This is a genomic window from Paenibacillus sp. FSL R7-0272 (assembly GCF_037969905.1).
Classification (GTDB): domain Bacteria; phylum Bacillota; class Bacilli; order Paenibacillales; family Paenibacillaceae; genus Paenibacillus; species Paenibacillus polysaccharolyticus.
On record NZ_CP150221.1, the window covers coordinates 3560121 to 3583713 of the forward strand.

The window sequence follows — 23593 nt, forward strand, 5'->3', positions numbered from 1 at the left end:
CCCCATTTCATCTTTATGTGTTGCTTTTTGAATGAATATATAATGTTGCTGTCTGCTGCTTAACGGCGCGATGACGTTTACGATTGTATAGTGAAATCAGCTTTTGGGCTGATATTCCAGTCAACAGGAAAAGTAACAGGATGAGTGCAATGGTTCCTCCCGGAGGTGTATTCCATTGATACGAAGCGGTGAGCCCGCTAAAAATGCCCATCAATCCTGTAACGATAGAAATAACAATGGCTGCGGCAAAACTGCGTGCAACCCTCAAAGCTAATGCTGCCGGCAATACAATAAGTGCAGATACGAGCAGTACACCGACAATCGGCATCGCAGAGGCCACGGTCATTCCGGTTAGTATCGCAAAGGCAAATGATAAACCTTTCACCTGTACGCCTCCAATGGAGGCGGTCTCTTCATCAAATGTCAAATTGTACAACGGTCTTCGCAAAACGAAAAAAAAGGTCAATCCAATCAAACTTACCGCTGCCATCATCCACAGCTGGATATTACTCACCGCGACGATGGAACCAAACAGATAAGAACTGAAGGTTTTGGACAGATTCATTTTCAGACTCATTAACACCACAGCCAGAGCCAGGCCAGAGGTCATAATGATCGCAACCGGCACCTCACTGTACGTCCGATAGCTTCTTCGCAGCTGTTCAACCAGGAGAGCACCAATGATCGCCACAGCGAAACCGCTTAGAACCGGATTCAGGTTCATAACGGAACCCAAGGCAACCCCTGCGAGCGAAACGTGAGAAAGTGTATCCGCCATAAGTACCTGCCTTCTAAGCATCAGATATACACCCAGAATAGGTGCAATGATTCCAATTAGTCCTCCAGCCCAGAAAGCACGTTGCATGAATTCGTACTCAAACACTGCCATTCCTCACTTTCTTGTCTCTCCAAGGTGATCGTTCGATCCAGCCGGTTACCCACTTCTTCGAGACCGTGTGTGACCATAATGATGGTGAGACCATGAACATCTGCATAGTGACGCATCAATTCATAGAACCCTTCTCTACTTCGCCGATCCATCCCGGTGGTGGGCTCATCCAGCACAAGCACTTGCGGCTGTCCAGCCAGGGCTCGTGCGATACAGATTCGCTGCTTCTGTCCGCCCGAAAGCTCTCCTACACGTGCGTTGCGGTATTCCCACATGCCGACCTCACGCAGGCTTCGTTCGACAATCGCTTCTTTGTCCGAAGTGAATCGCCGAAAAAGACCTAATTTGTGATAACAACCGGATCGCACCAGTTCGATGACTGTACTGGGAAAACCACTATTAAACGAGGCTACTTGCTGAGGTACGTAACCGATCTCCAGCTTTTTGCCTCGAAGCTGCTGTGTATTCATATGTACCGAACCGCTCCAGGGCTTCAAGAGCCCCAGCAACAGTTTCAGCATGGTTGTCTTCGCAGAGCCATTCGGCCCCGTGATGCCGACAAATTCGCCCACATGAATATCCAGCGACAGATGATCAATGACGGGCTCTTTACCATATCCAAATACGACATCACGCATGGAAGATAAAATCATGGGTTAACCTCTTTCTTTTTTTCGTAAATATTACGATTTGAAAAAATCAAAATTTTTTAGCGGGTTTCCCGGTGAATTGTCATCTTCTTCAAACGAGGCGAATACTTCTTCATTTCCAGACGTTCCGGATGGTTACGCTTGTTCTTCGTTGTTGTATAGTTGCGATCTCCGCACTCCGTGCAGGCTAAAGTTACAATGACTCTCATGATGTTGCCTCCCTTTGTCTATTCGTAATTATTACTATTTAATGATAGTAGCCTATGCCTTTTCTTTTGTCAACTTCTTCTCTTAGCTCCACTGTGGAAAAGGGTCTTTCAGCTCGCGCCAGTTCATCTGCATCTCTTCATCTGTAAGTAATGTCTCATCCAATGTTCGTTCAATGGCTGCACGATCCATATCAATCCCGATAAACACCAGCTTGGTTACCCGATCACCCCACTCTTCATCCCAATCCGGAATAGCTGGAAGCGTGTCGCCAAAATGAAGATGCCGCTCTTCCTCACTCATCGCCCCTACCCATATTCCTGCCGGTGCAAGCTGTTTGGACGTACCCGCATGGCTAAATGAAATGGCCATATGGTTGCGAGTAGCCATCCACATTAACCCTTTGGAACGAACGATACTGTCTGGCCATTTGGCAATCCAGCGCAGCAGGCGCTTGGGATGGAATGGGCGTTTGCGGTGATATACAAACGAATGAATACCGTATTGCTCGGTCTCAGGCGTATGCTCCTCTTTCATCAATTCGCGGATCCAGCCCGCGGACTGGCTTGCTTTTTCAAAATCAAACCGACCGGTATTCAAAATTTCTCTCGGATCAATCTGCCCATGCGTCGTGCGAACCAACTTGGCCTCTGGCTGCATCGCATGCAGTGCTTTTTCCAGCTTCGATAGCTCTTCTTCGGATACCAGATCACATTTGTTCAGCACAAGAACGTCGCAAAATTCAACCTGGTCGGTCAGCAAATGCACAATGCCCCGCACGTCATCTTCTCCGGCTTCCTGTCCGCGATCCTTAAGCGTCTCTTTCGAATAAAAGTCACGCCAAAACTGAGCGGCATCCACCACCGTTACCATCGTGTCTAGACGAGTGAATCGAGTCAGATCAATGCCAAGTTCCTCGTCAATGTACGTAAATGTCTGAGCCACAGGGACGGGTTCGCCAATGCCCGTAGATTCAATCAATATGTAGTCGAACGACCCATCCAGCGCAAGCCGCTCCACCTCTTTCAGCAAATCTTCACGAAGTGTGCAGCAGATGCACCCGTTCGACATCTCCACCAGCTTCTCATCAATCCTCGATAAACCGCCTCCGTCCCGAATCAACCCTGCATCAATATTGACTTCACTCAGATCGTTTACGATGACGGCGACACGCATGCCCTCCCGATTATGTAACACGTGGTTTAGCAATGTCGTCTTACCCGCTCCAAGATAACCGCTAAGAACCGTAACTGGCACTCGATTTTGAATATGTTGTTGTTTTTCTGATACTGACATTATTGCTTCCTCCACTTCTTATGGGTGAATTTAAGTGATCCATGAAACCTTTCGGGATATCTAGATGGTGAACTAAGATGATGGATGATGTACTTATGCTGATTTAGTTATATGGGCAATGTATTTAATCGTAATCATTACGATTAAATACATCGAGGATTATACCTTATTCCACCTTTGCTTGTCAACTGAGTCCCTTTGAGCGAACTTTTTAATCGTAAAATAACTGATTAACTGACTGCATCGATGTATGTTACAGCGAGTACAAGCATATATTCTAGCAAAGTTCTAGTAACGGAGGTCTTTTCATGAGAATCGCAGCTAGTTTGAAACTTCTCACCTTCCTTGTTCCTTGTGCCTTTCTGGTTCCGGTTGTTATTGCGTTCGCCCCGGATCTGAATAAAATCTGGAATAGCGAAACGTTGCAAAATATAAAAACAGTATTTGTGAGTATTTTTCTGGAAGCGGCCCCCTTTCTGCTCATGGGCGTGTTCCTGTCCTCTCTGATGCAATGGTTCGTATCGGAAGAGATGGTGCGAAGACTGACCCCCAAACATCCGGTTGGCGGGGTGCTTGTGGCGGGCCTGCTCGGTATTATTTTTCCCATCTGCGAATGCGGAATGATTCCGGTTGTACGGCGGCTTATGCATAAAGGCATGCCTGCATATATCGCGGTGACGTTTATTTTAAGCGGTCCTGTCGTCAATCCGATTGTGTTTACAGCAACTCTCATGGCATTTCCTAGTCATCCAGAGATCACCATCGCTCGAATGGGACTGGCTTTTACGGTGGCTGCTGCCGTTGGTGGGCTTGTGTATGTTTTTGTGAAACGCAATCCTCTGCGCATGCCCAAAACGGTCGTGACGGAAGTAAAGACACATCCTGGGTTCAAAATGGCTTCTTCAGCTCATTCTCACTCGCACGGTGGCAACCATGACCATCATCACTCTCATAAGAAGGACTGGCGCAGCTTTTTCATCCATGCAGGTGAAGAGTTCGTCGATATGAGCAAATATTTGGTGATTGGAGCATTGATTACTGCGTGTATTCAGACATTTGTGAGTCGCAGTGATCTTGTTGCGCTGGGAAATGGCCCGGTTGCCTCGTATGTATTTATGATGGGCTTTGCATATGTTCTGTCCTTATGTTCTACATCGGATGCTTTTGTTGCGTCAGCCTTCTCACATACGTTTGCTTTGGGTCCGCTGATTTCCTTCCTTGTGCTCGGCCCGATGCTGGATTTCAAAAGCACGCTTATGTTACTCTCCACCTTCCGCACCCATTTTGTCATTGGCTTAAGTCTGGCGATTATCCTTCTGGTTTTTGCCGGGTCTTGGCTCGTGAACTTCTTAGGGTGATTGAGATGAAACTGCTTTTAGCTGAAGAGTACTTGTTATGTTATTAACAACATTAATCATTAATGCTGTTAATTAGTTTACCGGGTGGTATCTCCTCATTTGAAATGATCCATAGATGAGATTCATACAAGAAAGGAGTGCAAGTCATGGCTCACGCTAATCATGCGATGAACAAGAACTTTTTTTCAAAAAGGATCGTCATTCAGTGGCATACGCTCATTCGAGCAGGCTGGATTGGCAGTCTGGCTGTGTATATTATGCACCTCAAATCGAGCAACTCTCTACATTACTATCTGGCTCCTATGATGCAAAATCTGCTTCTCGGTTGTGCTGTTCCTCTCCTGTTTATTGCTGTTATTATGGCATGGCATGCTTTTTGGGGTCGAAATGAATTCGATTGCGATTGTGAACATGCTCCACCTTCCGGCCTGATTCGCAGTTTTATGGTCTACGGTCTAATTGCTTTGCCGCTATTGCTCGGTTTTCTACTACCGGATCAAGCTTTAGGCAGTTCGATGGCAAGTCAGAAAGGAATGTCTCTGACGTATACTCCACCTGAAATAAGGCGTAAAGACCCACTGCCAGACGCGTCTGCTAAGTTGAACGTGCAGGATTATACGGTCACGCAAGGTATAAAGCAGCAAAATGACAAGTTATCCGAATTACCTGCCAGTGTGCAGTTTGTACCACCGGATGAATACAGCCGGGAATTCGCGGAGCTGGCAGAAAAGTTATACGTACAACCTGTCATCCAGGTGTATCCAGAGATATTCTCGGAAACCCTCGGCACCATCGATATGTTCCAGCGCCAATTCACAGGCAAAGAGATTATGCTGACCGGCTTTGTTTACCGGGACGATAACATGGAGCATACATCTCATTTTGCATTAGGACGTTTTCTCGTGATGTGTTGCCCGGCAGATGCGGCTCCTTTCGGCGTGATGATTCATATTCCGGATGCCAACAAGTTTGAGAAGGACAGTTGGGTACAGATCCGTGGTACCATTGGCTCCGCGCAAGTCAACGGTAAAGATACGATGGAAATTCAGGCAACGTCCGTAACACCGATTAATCAGCCAGCTTCTCCTTATATTTACACCAATGCCGATTCCGTTAAGGCATATGATAAGATCGTAAGTGAGTGAGTGAGTGAGAGAAAGTAGAGCATCATTGAGTTGAAGTGGAGCACTTTACGAAAAGATCGCCAGCACACTTCTATTTCTAACGATCTCAGACGAGCTTATTTAGGTGAAAATAGGCTTTTTGAAATTCTAACGATCACCAGAGAGCTTATTTTGCTAAAAACACAAGAAAAAGCCCTTTTTCACATCAAAATTCTAAAATAAGGTTTCCTGTGATCGTTAGAATATTTAAACGCGGGAAATGGCTCAAATAGCGTTCCTTGTGATCGTTAGAAAATTAATCTCATTGGATCGTTTTAGACGCTCCATTTACACAAAAGTTAGTAGCCGAGCTGATGATAATCATGATGATCATGACAATTTAAACTAACGAAGAGCGGTTAAGCAACATTTTCAAGGTTCATAGAGAACCAGAACATCGGACTGAGGATTGTCGTATTATGTACTCAGCCGTGTTTCGAGTTTACGTGCACGTCGTCTCCGAACAAAAAAAGACGGGCAGATTATATCTGCTCCGTCTTCTTTCTAATATTATGTTCACCTGTTTACAAGTGTGTATCTACAACTGTGTGCCAGTAAGGGATCTCACGACAGTTTTGTGGTAGTCTAGCGGACTGCCATCAGCAGGTAAGTCATGAGTGCATCGTTACCCTGCTTATCTATCCCGTTAGTCTACCTTATTTATCCTTTTACTCCGTTACGATATCATGAACCAACACAGGTGCATCGGCATGATCTGCAATAGTGATGTTTTCCTTGATTTTTGCAATCACGGCATCGACATCTTCACGATTCGCATGAATGGTTACCAGAGATTCACCGGCTTTCACTGAATCACCAACTTTTTTGTTCAGCATCAAACCAACCGCCAGATCGATCTCGGACTCTTTTGTTGCACGACCTGCACCAAGCAACATCGCAGCCGTTCCGATCTCATCTGCAACGATTCCAGCTACATACCCGTCACGATCTGCTGGAACTTCGATTAGATATTGTGCTTGTGGCAAGCGCTCTGGGTGATCGACCACAGAAGCATCGCCGCCTTGATTGGCCAAGAAATGTTTGAATTTCTCCAGCGCTTTACCGTTCTGAATCACTTCTTTGAGTTTCTCTTCCGCCTGCTCCAGTGAATCTGCTTTACCTGCAAGATATACCATCTGACGTCCCAGTGCAAGGCACAGTTCTTCCAGATCTTTCGGACCTTTACCTTGTAGTGTAAGAATCGCTTCTTTCACTTCCAGAGCGTTCCCGATGGCAAGACCCAGTGGCTGGGACATATCGGAGATAACCGCCATTGTTTTACGTCCTACATTGTTACCAATGCTAACCATGGCGTGTGCCAACTCTTTAGCCTCTTCTGTTGTTTTCATAAACGCACCTGCGCCTGTTTTTACGTCCAGTACGATCGCATCTGCACCTGCTGCGATTTTTTTGCTCATGATAGAGCTAGCAATCAATGGAATCGAGTTTACCGTTGCCGTTACGTCACGAAGTGCGTACAGCTTTTTGTCCGCAGGTGTCAGGTTGCCACTTTGACCGATAACCGCTACTTTGTGTTCGTTGACGAGACGAATAAACTCTTCTTTTTCCAGCTCAACGTGGAACCCAGCAACGGATTCCAGCTTGTCCGTAGTACCGCCCGTGTGTCCCAGACCACGACCAGACATCTTCGCAACAGGTACATCCAGTGCAGCAACGAGTGGCGCAAGTACCAGTGTCGTCGTGTCTCCCACGCCTCCAGTGGAGTGCTTGTCAACTTTAATACCTTCAATAGCCGAAAGATCGATCGTTTCGCCGGAGTTTACCATCGACATCGTTAGATCGGCACGTTCCTTATCCGTCATATCCTTGAAAAATACAGCCATCGCCCATGCGCTGACCTGATAATCCGGGATTTCTCCTTGCGTATATCCTTGAACGACGAAATCGATCTCTTCTGTGGTCAGTTCTTTTCCGTCACGTTTTTTAGCAATAATGTCTACCATTCTCATGATGATCTCTCCTTTTGTAAAATGGATTGTCTAGAACACGTGTTGAGCGGGGCCGTTCCGGATCCGGATCGTTCTTACGAGCGCTGTTGTCTTCACATTTTTTTGAATCACCTTTACTAAGGTTAAAATGTGAAAACAAAGGCGAACGCTTCGCTTCTCCAGAATCGATTCCAGTTCCTCCACTCCATGCTTCAACACCAGTTTCGATATGTTTACAGTGTAATTGCTGTATCCAACGCCACAACCATCATGTCGTTAAATGTTTTTTGACGCTCTTCAGCTGATGTTTCTTCGCCTGTCAGCAAGTGATCACTTACGGTCAGGATTGTCAAAGCGTTCACGCCAAATTTCGCGGCAATCGTGTAAAGCGCTGTTGTTTCCATCTCCACGCCAAGCACGCCGTGTTTCATCAATTTCTCTGTCACGGAACGGTCATCGCGATAGAAGGAATCGGAGCTAAATACGTTACCTACGTGGATTTTCATGCCTTTTGCAGTGGCACGGTCATAGGCTTCTTTCAACAACGAGAACGTTGCAATTGGTGAGAAGTCGTATCCACCGAAAACATGTTTGTTCATGCTGGAATCGGTACAAGCTGCTTGAGCAAGGATCACATCACGTACACGTACATGTTCCTGCATTCCTCCGCAAGTACCTACACGAATCAAGTTTTTTACGCCATATTCGCTAATAAGCTCGTTCGCATAGATTGCAAAGGATGGAATCCCCATACCTGAACCTTGCACCGAAATCCGGTGACCTTGATATGTACCTGTGAAACCGAGCATGCCACGAACTTCGTTGTAACAAACAACGTCTTCCAGATACGTGTCAGCAATGTATTTGGCGCGTAGCGGATCTCCTGGCAAAAGGATCGTTTCTGCGATATCTCCTGGTTTTGCTCCGATATGTGTACTCATGTGTAATCTCCTCCGATATAGATGATCTTTGTTACGATAGATAACCTTGAGTTCTTGATGTGAGTCTTGTTGGTTTCAAGTTATTACATCCGCGTCTGAACGCAATTTACTTCAACTCATTCAAGAAGCTTTTTCCATACTCCGGTAATTTCACACCAAAGTTATCTGCCACGGTTGCACCAAGATCGGCAAACGTGCTACGCAGTTCAAGCTTTTTACCCTCGCTGAAACGCGGGGAGTAAGCCAGCAGTGGTACATATTCACGCGTATGATCTGTGCCGCGGTAGGTTGGATCGTTACCATGGTCAGCTGTAATCAACAGCAGATCATCGTTTGTCATTTTCGCAAAAATCTCAGGTAAACGTGCATCATAATCTTCAAGGGCTTGCGCATAACCTTGTGGATCACGGCGGTGACCGTATAATGCATCAAAATCAACCAGGTTCAGGAAGCTGAGTCCAGTGAACTCTTCGTCCAGCGTCTCAGACAACTTGTCCATCCCATCCATATTGGACACAGTACGAACAGCTTTCGTTACGCCTTCACCGTCATAAATGTCAGAGATTTTACCCAAAGCAATCACATCCAGACCGCCATCTTTCAATTCATTCATCACCGTGCGTCCAAATGGTTTGAGCGCGTAGTCATGACGGTTCGCCGTACGTTTCCAATTCCCCGCTTCACCAACGAATGGACGGGCAATAATACGACCGAGCATGTACGGATCTTCAAGCGTGATTTCACGACAGAACTCACAGATCTCATACAGTTCTTTCAAAGGTACAACGTCTTCATGCGCTGCAATTTGCAGGACAGAGTCAGCTGAGGTGTATACGATCAGCGCGCCTGTTTCCACATGTTCCGCACCCAGTTCATCCAAAATCTCCGTGCCGCTGGCTGGTTTATTACCAATGACCTTACGGCCCGTTTTCTCTTCAATGCGCTGAATTAACTCATCCGGGAAGCCATTCTCGAACACACGGAAAGGTGTATCAATGTATAACCCCATGATCTCCCAGTGACCTGTCATCGTGTCTTTGCCTCGGGAAGCTTCCTGCATTTTGGTGTAATACGCTTTAGGTTTATCCGCGACAGGGATACCTTGGATTGGTTCAATGTTGGAAAGTCCAAGACTTGCCATATTCGGCATATTCAGACCACCACGTTCACGTGCAATGTGACCCAACGTATCGACGTTAAAGTCATCGAATTCTGCTGCATCCGGCGCTTCGCCGATTCCTACAGAATCCATAACGATCAGATGTACTCTTTTGAATGTTGACATAAGTTAAGCACTCCTTCCAGCTTCCAATAATCCGAATTACAAAAACAGTCCAGTGATGATCGCAGACAGCACGCTGACCAGCGATGCACCGTAAAGCAGCTTCAGACCGAAGCGGGCCACCACATTGCCCTGTTTCTCATGAAGTCCCTTCACCGCGCCGGCAATAATACCGATGGAGGAGAAGTTGGCGAAGGATACGAGGAAGACGGATACGATTCCTGTTGTTCTGGCAGACAATGCCGTTTGCTCGCTCAAACTCAGCATCGCAACAAATTCGTTGGACACCATTTTGGTAGCCATGATACTGCCTGCCTGAATCGCTTCTTTCCAAGGGACACCCATAACAAAGGCAAAAGGTGCAAACACATACCCAAGCAGTTCCTGGAACGAAATACCGATTACAGCGCTAAATATTCCGTTAATCAAGGCAATCAGGGCGACAAAACCGATCAGCATCGCCGCTACGACAATTGCTACTTTGAATCCGTCCAGAATGTATTCTCCCAGCATCTCGAAGAACGATTGTTTCTCTTCTTCCCGCACTTCCAATATATCTTCTTCCGCCGTAACCCGATACGGATTGACGATGGAAGCAATGATAAAACCGCCGAAAAGGTTAAGCACAAGCGCTGTCACTACATATTTCGGTTCAATCATTGTCATATAGGCGCCGACAATGGACATCGATACCGTGGACATTGCTGATGCACAGAGGGTGTACAGCCGATGTTTCGGCAGTAGCCCGATTTGTTTTTTCACCGAGATAAAAACTTCAGATTGCCCCAAAATGGCAGAAGCAACCGCGTTATATGATTCCAGTTTGCCCATTCCGTTGACTTTGCTTAATACCAGACCAATATATTTTATAACAAAAGGTAAGATTCGGATATACTGCAGGATACCAATTAAGGCAGAGATGACCACAATCGGCATTAGCACAGTCAGGAAAAACGGACCGCTCCCGCCTTCTGCTCCAATGTTGATCAAACCGCCGAAAACAAAGGTGATCCCTTCGGCTGCATAATCAAGCAAGTTCTTAAATACGGTGGAAAATCCGCCAATCAGCCATGTTCCCACTTCCGTATTCAGCAAAGCGTAAGCCAGTATAATCTGTAAAACAATCATTACCGCAAGCGGTCGGTATCGAATCTGTTTCTTTCCGTTACTGGCGATATAAGCCAGTCCAAAAACAACGAGTAAGCCAAGGATGGCAATAAGGTATTTCATGTGATCTCTCCTTTGAAGGTCGTTAATCCCGTTGTATAAACTGCTCAAAGGGTTACTGAATCTTATTTTGTGTCATTTCATAACATATGATTTCAGAAATTTTATAAAGCGCTTACAAACAACAGGATATATTACGTTTCATGTTCAAGTGAAAAATGGCCCTGAACCCTGTCATGTATCTCAGGCAGAGTTCAGGAGAATAACTCATTTTAGTAAGAAGAAGTGGACTGGCCGCCTTGCATGATTTTCACGCCAGAGCTTGCTCCGATTCGAGTTGCCCCTGCTTCAATCATTTTCTGCATATCTTCCAGACTGCGCACGCCGCCGGATGCTTTAACACCTACGTCAGGACCAACGGTACGACGCATCAGAGCGATATCTTCCGGAGTTGCCCCACCTGTGGAGAAACCAGTTGATGTTTTCACAAAATCTGCTCCGGCTCTGACAGCCGCTTGACACGCACGTACTTTTTCATCATCTGTCAACAGACAAGTTTCAATAATTACTTTCACCAATGTACCTGCTGCAGCTTCGACAACAGCACGAATGTCCTGCTCTACAACATCATCTTTGCCGTCTTTCAGTGCGCTAATATTGATGACCATATCAACTTCTGTTGCCCCTTTAGCAATAGCATCTTTCGTTTCAAATGCCTTTGTTTCCGAAGTTGACGCCCCCAGAGGGAAACCAATAACTGTACAGATATCTACGCCAGTGCCTTGAAGTTGCTCTGCAGCGTAAGATACCCAGCCCGGATTCACACATACCGATGCAAATTGGTACTGCTTCGCTTCTTCTGTCAGCTTGGTAAGCTCGTTACGAGTTGCGTCTGCACGAAGCAGCGTGTGGTCGATCATTTTGGCTAATTGTGGTGTAGTCAATTGAAATCTCTCCCTTATCTGAACTGGTGAACTTATATCCTTACACTATCATGAACATATGTAAAAATCAACTTGAACATTCGTTCATTTATCATTTGTGGATCGAAAAGTGAACTTTGTGTTACGCCATGAGGAAATTTTACTTGTTCCGTGTTTATTTTCCGCCTTACATAGTAAAACATCCGCCCGGATGTCATGGCAGATGTTGTCACTGTTGAACTTAATATGAAGTTGAAGTTGTGCAGGTGACAAGAATAGCAGCCATATGGGTTGGGTAACCCATCTATTAGCTTTCCTATAAACGAAGCAATGCCTGCGCTGTGTATTGATCCGTAACCAAAATGTTGGCATACTGGCCTTTCAGAGCCGCATGAATCGCTTCAATTTTGCGCCCGCCCCCAGCCACGAGAATGGATTTCTCCTTGTTTCTTAATTCAGCCAAATCAATCCCGACCGTTCTGCTGTTAATCTCCTCACTGATCAAGTGCCCTTCCGCATCAAAAAAACGTGAACAAATATCACCTGCACCAGACTTCATCAGAAGCTCCTGTTCTTGTTCGTTAAAATATCCCAGCTTGAACAGAAGTGCGTCCTCTTTCACGGTTCCTACCGTAAATATGGCGATGTTCGCCTGTCTTCCCAGCTCAACAATGCGTCCAATGTGACGGTCTGCCTCGACCATTTTTTTCACTTCAATATTATCGAAGATCACCGGAAGCGGCAGATACCTGGGAACCGTATGAAACGCTTCGGCAAACAGATGAACAATATCCGCGGCATAGGTGTTTATATGGGAGTGACTTACGCCCCCTTTGAGCTGTACCACTTCTACGCCTTTCACCTGCTTGGGTCTGAGTTGACGTGCGACCGCATGCATTGTTGTTCCCCATGTCACACCGATAATGTCCGCATCCTGCACGGTGTCCTGCAAATAGTCCGCAGCTCTCTTGCTTATATGCTTCTGAATCTCCTCATCACTCTTCAAGGGTGCAAAACATACCAGTGCCGTCTCCAGGTTGTATTTGGCTTTCAGTTCCCCGCCGATAATATCAATATCCTCCAGCGGGTCCATGATTTCAATGCGCACGTACCCTCGGTCTTTGGCATATTGAAGAAGCCTCGACACGGTAGGGCGTGATACGCCCAGTCTTGAGGCAATATCCTGCTGGCTGTAATCGGACTGATAATACAATTTTGCCGCTTCAATGCTTAATCGCTGTTTCTCCAAGTCCATTCCCATGTGCATTCATCTCACTCATCTTATTATCGTTGGAAAATAAAATAAAACGTTTGGCCTCAACTTCTGGTATATAGCTGGCTGAACTTGTACGCATAAAGCTCATTTCGCTACAATACTTGTTCTTATATATTATACATATATTAAAGTTTCCATCACTATATTTTGCCAAAAGTCAGAATACATGCTACCTTCACTTCCTCAATGACCAACTTACCCGTCTTTTACCCGAACGGACGAATAAAAAATAACATCGCAGCCCATACTACTCCAGTCACTGGAGCTGTTTCTTGAGAAATATGGAGCCAAAAATCAACCTACATTGGAAAGTGAGGATACCAAGTTATGTCTACTTTATTGTATATTACTGCCCATCCGCATGATCATCAAACTTCATTCAGTATGGCTGCCGGCAAAGCGTTTATTGATGCGTACAAAGAAAGTCATGCCTCAGACGAAATCATTCATCTCGATCTGTACCGTTCCAATATCCCACATATCGATGCGGACGTATTCAGTGGATGGGGCAAGCTGCAAACTGGAGGCGACCTGAGCTCTGAAGAACAGTCCAAGGTACAACGGCTGAATGAACTATCTGACCAGTTCGCGAATGCTGACAAATATGTATTCGTTTCACCGCTGTGGAACTTCTCCTTCCCGCCAGTACTTAAAGCATATATTGATTCCATATGTGTAGCAGGCAAAACGTTTCGTTATACAGAGCAAGGTCCGGTAGGACTTCTGACGGATAAAAAAGCATTACACATTCAAGCCCGTGGCGGTGTCTACTCCGAAGGACCAGCGGCTCAGATGGAGTCGGGACATCGTTATTTGGGCATCATCATGTCATTTCTAGGTGTACCGAAGCTGGATGGCATCTTTGTTGAAGGTCATAACCAGTTCAAGGATCGTGCCGAGGAGATCAAACAGAAAGGGATTGAAGAAGCGCAGCGTTTTGCCAAGCAGTTCTAAGTAAGATAGAACGAGCCAAACAGCCGAAACCAGTACCAACGATCATCCGGCCATGATAAATAAAACCCGCATCACAGCCCTAGAACATAATTCTAGGGTTGATGCGGGTTTTTCATGTAAATCTGCACTGTATAACAGTGTTGTATAACTTATATTAATGCTCAGCCCTTGTGCGCCCCGGCACTGGCACGGCTCATCGTTTCAAGCTTGCGAGTAATCGCATGGCGGTCTATTTTCAATCCCCAGATTAACTCGATAATCTGTTCTTTTTCTTCCGGATGTTCGGCTTGTTTTAATTGTAGCAACAATTCATGCATCTGTTCGTTGATGTCTTCAAACTGGTTCCAGAGATCCTGCCGTACTTCGGTAGAATCCACGTGATGGTTCGCATCGACTTCTTCCTTCAATGCTTGCAGAATAGCGTCTTTCCATTCCTCATCACCAAGTTGTTTTGCAATGTTCAGGAGATCCAGATAATCGTCAACAAGAAGAGAGTTCAATTCAGCATATGTTTTCATCGTTTATTGCATCCCCTTTTCGTTCTATTTACCCAGTATTATACTCGGTATTTCAGGTAATGCAATAGTTGTCGAGAAAAAGGGAATCATTTGCTTATCTTCATGTCATATTTTGACGAATCTCATATCTTTGAAGTTCTTCCCTTACGACTGCAGAAACTATCTTGTTTTAATATCAAACCAGATCAAGATTTAAGTTGCTGTAGTAGCTGAACTCGATAAGCTTCACTCTCAAGGGATTGAATCTCTTTATATTCTGCGTCAGTCAAAATTTTAGGTTCGCCTGCGGCCTTGGCAATCATATACACCTTGGCACTTTCCTCTACCACTTGTGTACGGTAATAGGCTTCGCGCAGATTTTTACCTGTCGTAACCAGACCGTGATTGACGAGAATAAGCGCAGAATGTTCGGTCACCTTAGCAGCAACGGCATCGGCGAGAAGTTTGGTCGTTGGCAGTACGTAAGGCACAAATCCGATATCTCCAACCAATGCGGACTGATCCGGAAACAGGTGCGGAAGATGGTCAAAAACAAGACTTAGGGCTATCGTATAAGCCGGGTGCGTATGCACAATAGCCTGAATATCCGGGTTAGCACGGTAGCTGAACAGATGCATGAGGACTTCAGACGAAGGACGGCTGGCTCCTGCTTGTGTCTCTCCTGTCTCCATATCAATGGCGATCCATTCATCCGGCTCCAGTTCCTCTAGCGCGAACCCGCTTGGAGATAAAAGCATCGTATTGCCTGAGCGTGCACTAATGTTACCTCCCGGCCCGACAACAAGTCCTTGAGTTACTGCCTTACGGGCATATTTGGTTAGTTCTTCTCTGATCTGCTGTTCAGACATGTTTCTCTCACTCCTTTATTGCTGGTTTTGTTTCCGTTGGTTGAATTGCTGGTACTTTCCATATGCTTCCTGCCAGCACTCTGAATCTTGAGGTGTATACATCTCCGTATCGAAGGAGGCCGATACAATGTCACGGATCTCGGACAAACCACCTACTTCACCAAGAGCCACATATTGGAGCAGGCAATTGCCCGCAGAAGATGCCTCAACGGGTCCAGCAATTACCGGAACACCCGTAGCGTTCGCCGTAAACTGGCATAGCAGGCGATTATGCACACCACCGCCAACCATATGAATCACAGGAGGTCGTACGCCTGTAATCTGTTCAAGCTCATCCAGCGTCTGCTTGAACTCCAGCGCCAGACTTTCCAATATACATCTAACGATGGCTCCTACGGTTTCGGGGACCGTTTGAAAAGTGAGTTCGCAATATTGCCTGATTCGTTTAGGCATATCACCTGGGCTCATAAAAACATCATCTCCTGGCGATACCACCGATTGATGTGCACCTGCTGATACAGCAAGCTGGACTAACTCTTCGTGGGAGTAGAATCGATTTTCCCGTTCCCACTGGCGTTTACACTCCTGAAGCAACCACAGACCTGAACGATTTTTCAGCGTTCTCACCTTACCATACACGGTTCCTTCATTCGTAAATCCAAGCTCCAGAGCCTGCACACTTAACACAGGTGAATCACGTTCCACCCCCATAAGGGACCAAGTTCCACAGCTAATAAATGCATAGTTCGATTCAGTCGCAGGGATCGCCGCCAGTGCTGAAGCCGTATCATGTGATCCCACGGAAACAACTTTCATGGGACCGGTGTGTAGCTCTCTAACCAGATCGTCTGATAAATGGCCTAGTACAGTCCCTGAGTGAACCAATCGTGGAAATAACGAAACAGGTAAGCCGAGGCGGCTCATTAATGGTTCATTCCATTTCACTTCCCCGCTATGCAACAACCCACTGGTGCTTGCTATCGTATACTCGCATGCTTGCTCGCCAGATAGATAATAGTTAAACAAGTCCGGCAGGAATAATAGACGTGTATCAGCATCGGGATTCATTGTACTATCTTTAGAATTGATCCCACTGTCCTGAAGTTCACCGTATAACTGAAATATCGTATTAATCTGCTGAGGTAGTACACCTGACATCGCATATAGCTCTTGCTCATTGACCATCTGTAGCACATCGTTCATCGATTTCTCATGACGTGCATCACGATAATGACTGGGATTGCAGCGCAATCTTCCCGCACCATCAATCAGTCCGTAATCCACGCCCCAGGTATCCACAGCAATGGATTGTATCCGTCCCGGCATACCTTCAGCGCCTTTGCGTATCCCTTGTCTCAGCTCGTAAAATAAACGCAGGAAATCCCAGTACAATTCATCCCGAAGCTGAACCGGCTCATTAGGAAACCGATGCATCTCATGTAGCGTCAGTCTGCGTCCATCTAGAGCGCCCCGTACGACTCGACCGCTGCCAGCACCGAAATCAGCAGCAAGCACATATGCAGCCTGATTGCTCATATGAAAGCCTCCTTTACTCAGCGTCTCAACGATACAACGGTCCAAATACATGACAAGCGCGATAATCTGCTCCCTCCGGCTCACTTGTGCCAAACAATCCCCATGCACGCGGACGGAAAATTTCTGCCTCAGGTACATTGTGCATATTTACGGGGATGCGTAACATCGATGCTAACGTAATCAAATCGGCACCGATATGTCCGTACGAGATGGAACCGTGGTTGGCTCCCCACTGATTCATCACCTCATAGACCGAAGTGAATGCTCCAGAACCCGTCAGAGTTGGGGCAAACCAGGTCGAAGGCCATGTGGGATCGGTACGCTGATCCAGCGTGTCATGAACATGCTCCGGCAGATCCACCGTGTAACCTTGGGCAATCTGTAGCACGGGTCCTAATCCCTTAACAAGATTCAGACGAGTCATAGTCACAGGCATACCGCCTTTGGTCAAAAAGTCAGCCGAGTATCCTCCACCACGGAAATACTCAACGGAAGCCGGTCTCCATGAGGTCGCTTTCAGGCAATGCTGCACCTCTTCATCCGTGATATCCCAAAAAGGTTTGAGAACAGGCTTGCCATCTTTCGATTGTTCCCCCGTTCCATCAAGGGCAGCAGATCCGGAGTTGATCAGATGAAGAATTCCCGCTTTCCCGTGCCCTCCCAGTTGATGACCAGTCACACGCTTCACCGAATCAGGGCTCCAATACGTCCGTACGTCTGCGAAAATTTGAGCCGTATGTGTGAGTAAAGACCCAAACAACATCGACACACCGTTTAAACTGTCATTCTCCGTTGCCACAAGATAGGGTGCACGTTTACCATTCCAATCGAACGTGGAGTTCAGTATAGATTCCAGGAAATCTCCATTAGGGGCATGATCCGTCCATTGCCTCTGGCCTTGGAACCCCGAAACAATGGCATGATGGCCCATGGCCTCTTCTTCATATCCAAGTGCAGCAAGCTTCGGATTACCAGCCATCAGATCACGTACGATTTGCGTCATTTTAACCACGGTCTCCCACTCATCGTCTTTACGTTTTCGATCAGACTGAAGATGCTCCGGGTTGTTATCCGGACCTTCACTACAGTTCTCCTTTACCCACGCCAGAGCCAGCTTGTATTCCTCTGGATCATAGATTTCTTCTTCTATACGCCGTGTCAATTCGCTCATATCCACATATTCGTTTCGCATGCCCAGATATTCCTGGAAAAAAGAATCATTCACGATGGAACCTGCAATCCCCATCGACACCGAGCCAATAGACAAATACGCCTGTCCCTTCATTGTGGCCGCCGCAAGTCCAGCACGGCTGAACCGGAGCAGCTTGTCACGCACATCATCTGGAATGGTCGTATCACCGCCGTCCTGCACATCTTCACCATAGATGCCGAACGCAGGAATCCCCTTCTGTGCATGTGCAGATAGCACGGCAGCCAAATATACGGCTCCCGGCCGCTCTGTGCCGTTAAAACCCCAAATTGCCGTTGGAGTAGATGGTGACATATCCATCGTTTCCGTACCATAACACCAGCAAGGCGTTACGGTAATCGTTACACCCACATTCGAACGGCTGAACAATGTCGCTGCGGCCGCTGCTTCGGCTACACCGCCGATACAGGTCTCCGCGACCACGCATTCGACTGGAGAACCGTCGGCATAACGAAGCTCGGATGAGATCAGCTCAGCTACAGACGTTGCCATACGCATCGTTTGCTCTTCCAACGACTCACGCACACCCTTGCGTCTGCCATCTATTGTGGGACGAATACCAATCTTGGGAAAAGGCTGTTGATAACGATAATCCTGATGAGTCATGCGAGAACGTCCTCCTTTTAGTGCATTTCATTAAATGCATGTGGAATTGAGAATATTCTGACTGAACGATGAGCGACAAAAGAAAAAGAAATCAGATCACACTACCTGGTGGACATTTGCCGATAACCACACGCATTGACTTTCTGAATGCGTTTACATAACTCTAAAAAAATAAACCACTCTCATTAATTATCATGAAAAATAACGAGAACGGTTGCTGTGTTGACTCAAAAAATGAATTTATAAAGATCATTTTCAGAAATAACCTATAGAACGATTTTTCTTAACTGTACTTCTTAAATCAGATTAAAATAGTGCTTAATCCAGCAATTTAAAAACGAGTTAAGATCGTAGAATGTCTTTCTGGGTTATCGGTAACCCTAACTTACCACGCTCCTATGTTGCTGTCAATTACCATTATCCTTTAAAATGAAAGGACTATGCTGTGGAAAGGTTCGATTCCATTTGATTACAATCTATGATATTGCCAAAAAAGCAAATGTCTCTGCGATGACTGTCTCCAAAGTCATTAATCGCACAGGACGCATCAGCACGGCTACACGTGAGCGTGTGCAGCAGGTCATCAATGAACTGGGCTACATCCCTAACTCCAATGCACGAAGTCTGGTGTTGCAGCGAACTCATATGTTGTCTTTGCTAATTACGGACATTACCAACCCTTTCTATACAACGCTGGCCCGTGGAGCCGAGGATGCTGCGCATCTTCGGGGTTATCGTGTTTTATTTGGTAACAGTGACGAGGATTATCGAAAAGAAAAAGAGTATGTGGAGGCGATCCTGTCGACACGGGTAGATGGCGTGCTCTTTGCACCTGCAGGAGATCGCTCTCTCCCCCATCTGCAACAGTTGCAGGCTCGAAACATTCCATTTGTATTTCTGGATCGAACCGTGCCCGGTATCACTTCGGATGTGATTGCCGGAGACAGCCGTGAAGGCGCAATAGAGCTCATACGTTACCTTATTCAACTTGGACACGAGCACATTGCACTGGTCAACGGGTCTTCCGAAGTTTCGACTGCCAGACTGCGTGAGGATGGTTATATCGAAGGACTGCAGGAAGCAGGGATTACACCTGATCCTTCCCTTATACTCCGTACAAGCTATCGTGATTTTAGTGATAATGAAGGATTGGAACGTTTGCTCTCCAGGTCACAGCAGCCTACAGCTATTTTTGCAGCCAATAATATGCTGGCGATTGGAGTGATCCGTCTGCTCCGCAAACGAGGACTTAAAGTACCCGAGGATATCTCTGTCGTTTGTTTCGATGACCTTGATCTGGCTTCCGCCTTTGATCCTTTTCTGACCGTCATTGCACAACCTGCTTATGAATTCGGATACCAAGGGATGCAGATGCTGATTGACCGGATTGAAGGAAAGCTGTCATCTGCCGCTGAAACGATGATCTTACCTTCCGAGCTCCGAATACGTACATCCGCTTCTGTTCCGCCTACTAATTAATGTTATACAAATTTAACTAGAGTTTACGCAGTCTACTCCGATGACCAAGTTCGAGAAAAAAGACAAAAAAACAGGACGTTCCCGAGATGAACTGCACCCCAATTGTTAGTCATTATCAACAATTGGAGGTGCAGTTCACTCTGGTCATCCTGTTTTTTAATATGATCAATTTAAACTTTTAGTTGAATACAAGCGTATCTCTCTATTGGCTCTCTTATAACGGATAAGTGCATCTCTTGGCGTGATTATCGTTCAGACTGTAGCGCAAGAGCGATCTCACGCACAAGACCCGGAAACCAGTCCATAAGCGCTTCAAACGTATACCCTGCATGCTCTGCTTTGGATGTGTCCATCGTCCATGACTGCTGCACTCCGAAAGGCGACATATCTTCGTCCACGGTTTGCTTCAGAATCTGAGCCTGCATTCCCGTCACCGTTTCGATTAACTGCATCATCGATGCGAGTGTAATCGCCCCCTTGGACGCGGCATTCACAGGTCCAGTTAACGACACATTACCAAGCCAGGCAAGGAACCTTGCCGCTTCCGTTGAATTAATAAACCCAATCTCGGCAGCGGGATTCGGCATGCCTATCGGTTTTCCTTGTTGTACATGTTTGATATGAAAATGAAGCCGTCTCGTATAATCATCCATACCAAGTACAATAGGGATACGCATGGCCGCTACCGGGAAGGACGCCGTTTGGAAAAAGACAGCTTCGGCAAGCCGTTTGCCTTCACCGTATGCAAAGTCCTCCTTGTTACCATACTGCAGTGGATACGTATATGGATCAAAATCCGTTTCCACAAATCCTTCTCTTGGTTCCCCATACACCGAAAGTGTAGAGGTTAACACATATCTTTTAGTACGTCCGGCAAATGCTTCACATGCAGCCTTGGCTTCATTCGGAGAATAACAGATATTATCGTAGACGATATCCCACTCATCCGACTGTGCAACCTCTGCTACAGACTGAGGGTTTTCCCGATCCATCCGAATTCGCTTCACTTCCGCTCCAAAATCGACCTCCGTCTGTCCACGAGTCGCAATCGTGATCTCGGACTTCCCTTCCCAGATCAGATGATCCACAAGTCGTTTACCGAAGAAACGTGTACCTCCAAGAATAAGAACCTTTTTCATCTCGTTTCCCTCCCATCTTAATCTGTCTAAAGTGAAGGCTTTCTTATCCGAAGCATCGTATGAGCATTACGCTGAAATTCATATGACGTTCTAACTTCAGATAGAAGATAACCCTTTTTTTCTAAAAACACCTTCAGTTCATCCATATGTTCGTAACGCTTGCCTGTCAGATCTACTGTCGGAAAAATACGTACTTCATGCCTTGTCACACGTAACATCTCCAGCAACGTTCGAACATGAAAATCAAAATTCAACCGATCTGCATAGGTAAACAAGAAATGTGCGGATAGGATCAAATCAAACTGTTCATCATTGAAAGGCAGCTCAGGCAATACCGTGGCTACGTAACATTCAGGATGCTCTCTCATATCTTTCACACAATCCGTAATCGCGCGCAGTCGTTCTTGCCTCAACCCTTCAATCGTGCCGAAATGATCCCAGACATACATCCCTTGAACAGCTTGGATCTGTTTCATCGTATGTTCAATATCCTGAAACCCCTTCGTTCCTAGTTCATTCATGCCGTACTGGTAAACGATATCTGACGCTACAGCATGAGCCCCAAGCTTCCGAGCCTGACCACTGAAGGAACATGCGCCTCCAGGGCAATCCAGGATGTTCTGGCCTGCAAGCTCCTCCCTGGTCAGATCAAACATAAGCATGTATTCCTCAAACGTTCTTCCTATAAAAACAATCTGGGACAGTTCCAGACCGCTCTCTTCATGCTGATGCATCTGTTTGCTGCGTTTCCTGTCTCTGATGATGTCTTCCGAATGTTGCCACTCTTCGCCGCTCTGCTGATCGTTCACGATCCTCTGCTCTTCTCGGCTCATCTCGTTCGCTTCCTCTCTTCTAAACTCTCTCGTTTAATCATTGGGGAAAACAAGACCAATCTGTTGCCTGATCTGATCCATGACCTTCATCGTTTGATAGGAGCGTTCGTACGTATTCATAGTGGATTCTATTTTCCCTTGTTGCACCAGATTCACGAACTCCTCCACTTCATAATACATCGCGGGATGTGGCTGTTCCACCGTCAGTACCTCAATCGTACCGTCATTATAACGAATTTCTGCATGTTCCGGCGATCCAATCTTGTCGATGATGATACTTCCGCGCTCACCCATAATTTCGCTAGGTACGTGTGAATTGGCGATTTTGGAGTACGTTACGACCGCATCCATTCCATCATAATTCAGCAACACACTGCCTTGCCCGTCAACGCCGGATTCCAGCATCATGGCTTGAGATTGAACCTGGTTTGGTGCTCCGAATAACGTAATGAGTGGATATAAACAATATACACCCAGATCCATTAATGCCCCATTAGCGAGCTCAGGCTTAAAGGCATTTAACACAATACCTTCCTTGTACTTGTCATAACGTGAAGAATACTGCGAATAACCCGCTATGTACTTGCGAACAGGGCCGATTTTAGGCAAATGTTGCTCTACACTTTTAAAAACCGGAACGAGAGTGGACTTCATCGCTTCCATCAGCAGCACGTCATGCTTGCGAGCTGTCTCAATCATACTGTGTACTTCTGCCGCATTCGCCGCAAGAGGTTTCTCACACAGTACATGCTTGCCATTTTTCAAAAAAATCTCTGCTTGTTGTGCATGGAGTGTATTCGGCGTGGCAATATACACTGCATCCAGCGCATCACTAGCTGCCATTTCTTCCAAATCCGTAAAACTATAGGCTGCTTCATACCGATCTGCAAATGCGTTAGCCTTATCTTCTGTCCGCGAATATACCGCCGTTAGCTGAAAGCCTTGCACTTGAACTGCAGATTCCAGCAGCCTTTCCGTAATCCAGTTGGTACCTACTACACCGAATCGAACCATATTTATCTACCTCTTTCGTCTATGACTGATGTTTGTTATTTGTTGTTGGATATTTGTTCAATGGTTAGATAATAAGATGATCTCTGCTTCATAACCTATCCTGTACATTGTAGCGTATATTTCAGCAGGAATGAAGAAAGAGCTAATCTCATTCCTTCCGTAGAAAGATTCAATACCATGTGTTTTCATTATATCAGTTGAACTTTTCATTTACACAGACACGGAGAGGACAGAGAAAACCTGGAAAAGCGAAGCGCTCGCCTAAAAGCTTTCTGCAAGAAAGCTGCATCGGAAGCATACGCTTATCACCGGATTTTCCCTTTGTAAAAGGGAATTCAAGAAATCTGGGGATAAC

Annotated in this window: 22 protein-coding genes; 4 read left to right on the forward strand and 18 right to left on the reverse strand. The window is 46.2% G+C overall.

Annotated features, from left to right (window positions below):
• Nucleotides 1–13 precede the first annotated feature (13 nt).
• The 4 genes from MKY23_RS15675 to MKY23_RS15690 form a co-directional block, all read right to left on the reverse strand.
• Nucleotides 14–889 carry a metal ABC transporter permease gene (locus MKY23_RS15675; RefSeq protein ID WP_154985595.1) on the reverse strand — a complete coding sequence of 292 codons (876 nt, stop codon included), beginning with the start codon at nt 887–889 and terminating at the stop codon, nt 14–16.
• Nucleotides 835–1542 carry a metal ABC transporter ATP-binding protein gene (locus MKY23_RS15680; protein ID WP_154959282.1) on the reverse strand — a complete coding sequence of 236 codons (708 nt, stop codon included), beginning with the start codon at nt 1540–1542 and terminating at the stop codon, nt 835–837. Before MKY23_RS15680 ends, MKY23_RS15675 begins: the two co-directional genes overlap by 55 nt.
• A gap of 56 nt (nt 1543–1598) precedes the next feature.
• Nucleotides 1599–1748 carry a 50S ribosomal protein L33 gene (gene rpmG / locus MKY23_RS15685; RefSeq protein WP_036613813.1) on the reverse strand — a complete coding sequence of 50 codons (150 nt, stop codon included), beginning with the start codon at nt 1746–1748 and terminating at the stop codon, nt 1599–1601.
• 82 nt (nt 1749–1830) lie between these two features.
• Nucleotides 1831–3042 carry a GTP-binding protein gene (locus tag MKY23_RS15690; RefSeq protein ID WP_339830689.1) on the reverse strand — a complete coding sequence of 404 codons (1212 nt, stop codon included), beginning with the start codon at nt 3040–3042 and terminating at the stop codon, nt 1831–1833.
• A 308-nt stretch (nt 3043–3350) separates the two neighbouring features.
• On the opposite strand from MKY23_RS15690, the gene MKY23_RS15695 reads away from it, so the two are divergent.
• Together MKY23_RS15695 and MKY23_RS15700 are read left to right on the forward strand one after the other, a co-directional pair.
• The gene (locus tag MKY23_RS15695; RefSeq protein WP_154985594.1) at nt 3351–4400 is read left to right on the forward strand and encodes a permease; all 1050 of its coding nucleotides are present in this window, start codon (nt 3351–3353) and stop codon (nt 4398–4400) included.
• A 146-nt stretch (nt 4401–4546) separates the two neighbouring features.
• Nucleotides 4547–5545: a TIGR03943 family protein gene (locus MKY23_RS15700; protein WP_339830691.1), complete on the forward strand. Its 999-nt coding sequence runs from the start codon at nt 4547–4549 to the stop codon at nt 5543–5545.
• A 686-nt stretch (nt 5546–6231) separates the two neighbouring features.
• Here MKY23_RS15700 and MKY23_RS15705 read toward each other — a convergent pair.
• The 7 genes from MKY23_RS15705 to MKY23_RS15735 form a co-directional block, all read right to left on the reverse strand.
• Nucleotides 6232–7533: a pyrimidine-nucleoside phosphorylase gene (locus MKY23_RS15705; protein ID WP_308721710.1), complete on the reverse strand. Its 1302-nt coding sequence runs from the start codon at nt 7531–7533 to the stop codon at nt 6232–6234.
• Between the two features lie 212 nt (nt 7534–7745).
• Nucleotides 7746–8453 (reverse strand): purine-nucleoside phosphorylase, encoded by a 708-nt coding sequence (deoD, locus tag MKY23_RS15710; protein WP_056691414.1) that lies wholly within the window; start codon nt 8451–8453, stop codon nt 7746–7748.
• A gap of 106 nt (nt 8454–8559) precedes the next feature.
• A complete protein-coding gene (gene deoB, locus MKY23_RS15715) occupies nt 8560–9738 on the reverse strand; it encodes a phosphopentomutase (protein WP_154890359.1) in 1179 nt (392 codons plus the stop codon).
• A gap of 36 nt (nt 9739–9774) precedes the next feature.
• Complete coding sequence (locus MKY23_RS15720) at nt 9775–10965, reverse strand: NupC/NupG family nucleoside CNT transporter (protein ID WP_090924846.1); 1191 nt, start codon at nt 10963–10965, stop codon at nt 9775–9777.
• 209 nt (nt 10966–11174) lie between these two features.
• Entirely contained in the window at nt 11175–11822 is a 648-nt protein-coding gene (gene deoC / locus MKY23_RS15725; protein ID WP_154958012.1) for a deoxyribose-phosphate aldolase, read from the reverse strand.
• A gap of 319 nt (nt 11823–12141) precedes the next feature.
• The gene (locus MKY23_RS15730; RefSeq protein WP_090924853.1) at nt 12142–13080 is read right to left on the reverse strand and encodes a sugar-binding transcriptional regulator; all 939 of its coding nucleotides are present in this window, start codon (nt 13078–13080) and stop codon (nt 12142–12144) included.
• The gene (locus tag MKY23_RS15735) at nt 13049–13255 is read right to left on the reverse strand and encodes a hypothetical protein (protein ID WP_339830701.1); all 207 of its coding nucleotides are present in this window, start codon (nt 13253–13255) and stop codon (nt 13049–13051) included. The genes MKY23_RS15730 and MKY23_RS15735 overlap by 32 nt, the downstream gene beginning before the upstream one ends.
• Before the next feature lie 173 nt (nt 13256–13428).
• Here MKY23_RS15735 and MKY23_RS15740 point away from each other — a divergent pair, with 173 nt between their 5' ends.
• Entirely contained in the window at nt 13429–14055 is a 627-nt protein-coding gene (locus MKY23_RS15740; RefSeq protein ID WP_154890361.1) for an FMN-dependent NADH-azoreductase, read from the forward strand.
• A gap of 161 nt (nt 14056–14216) precedes the next feature.
• Here MKY23_RS15740 and MKY23_RS15745 read toward each other — a convergent pair whose 3' ends face one another.
• From MKY23_RS15745 to MKY23_RS15760, 4 genes are all read right to left on the reverse strand, one after another.
• Nucleotides 14217–14573, reverse strand: coding sequence for a hypothetical protein (locus MKY23_RS15745; RefSeq protein ID WP_090924844.1), 357 nt, complete (start codon nt 14571–14573; stop codon nt 14217–14219).
• A 185-nt stretch (nt 14574–14758) separates the two neighbouring features.
• Nucleotides 14759–15421: a class II aldolase/adducin family protein gene (locus MKY23_RS15750; RefSeq protein ID WP_090924843.1), complete on the reverse strand. Its 663-nt coding sequence runs from the start codon at nt 15419–15421 to the stop codon at nt 14759–14761.
• Between the two features lie 15 nt (nt 15422–15436).
• Complete coding sequence (locus MKY23_RS15755; RefSeq protein WP_339830705.1) at nt 15437–16957, reverse strand: rhamnulokinase family protein; 1521 nt, start codon at nt 16955–16957, stop codon at nt 15437–15439.
• A 25-nt stretch (nt 16958–16982) separates the two neighbouring features.
• Nucleotides 16983–18773 (reverse strand): L-fucose isomerase, encoded by a 1791-nt coding sequence (locus tag MKY23_RS15760; protein WP_154890363.1) that lies wholly within the window; start codon nt 18771–18773, stop codon nt 16983–16985.
• A gap of 465 nt (nt 18774–19238) precedes the next feature.
• Here MKY23_RS15760 and MKY23_RS15765 point away from each other — a divergent pair, with 465 nt between their 5' ends.
• On the forward strand, nt 19239–20252 hold the full coding sequence (locus MKY23_RS15765; protein WP_154890364.1) for a LacI family DNA-binding transcriptional regulator: 1014 nt from the start codon (nt 19239–19241) through the stop codon (nt 20250–20252).
• A 245-nt stretch (nt 20253–20497) separates the two neighbouring features.
• Here MKY23_RS15765 and MKY23_RS15770 read toward each other — a convergent pair whose 3' ends face one another.
• The 3 genes from MKY23_RS15770 to MKY23_RS15780 are packed head-to-tail and all read right to left on the reverse strand — an operon-like array spanning nt 20498 to nt 23238.
• Nucleotides 20498–21391 (reverse strand): NAD-dependent epimerase/dehydratase family protein, encoded by an 894-nt coding sequence (locus MKY23_RS15770; RefSeq protein ID WP_154890365.1) that lies wholly within the window; start codon nt 21389–21391, stop codon nt 20498–20500.
• A 26-nt stretch (nt 21392–21417) separates the two neighbouring features.
• Nucleotides 21418–22224 (reverse strand): SAM-dependent methyltransferase, encoded by an 807-nt coding sequence (locus MKY23_RS15775; RefSeq protein ID WP_339830711.1) that lies wholly within the window; start codon nt 22222–22224, stop codon nt 21418–21420.
• 33 nt (nt 22225–22257) lie between these two features.
• Nucleotides 22258–23238 (reverse strand): Gfo/Idh/MocA family oxidoreductase, encoded by a 981-nt coding sequence (locus MKY23_RS15780; RefSeq protein ID WP_154957287.1) that lies wholly within the window; start codon nt 23236–23238, stop codon nt 22258–22260.
• Between the last annotated feature and the right edge of the window lie 355 nt (nt 23239–23593).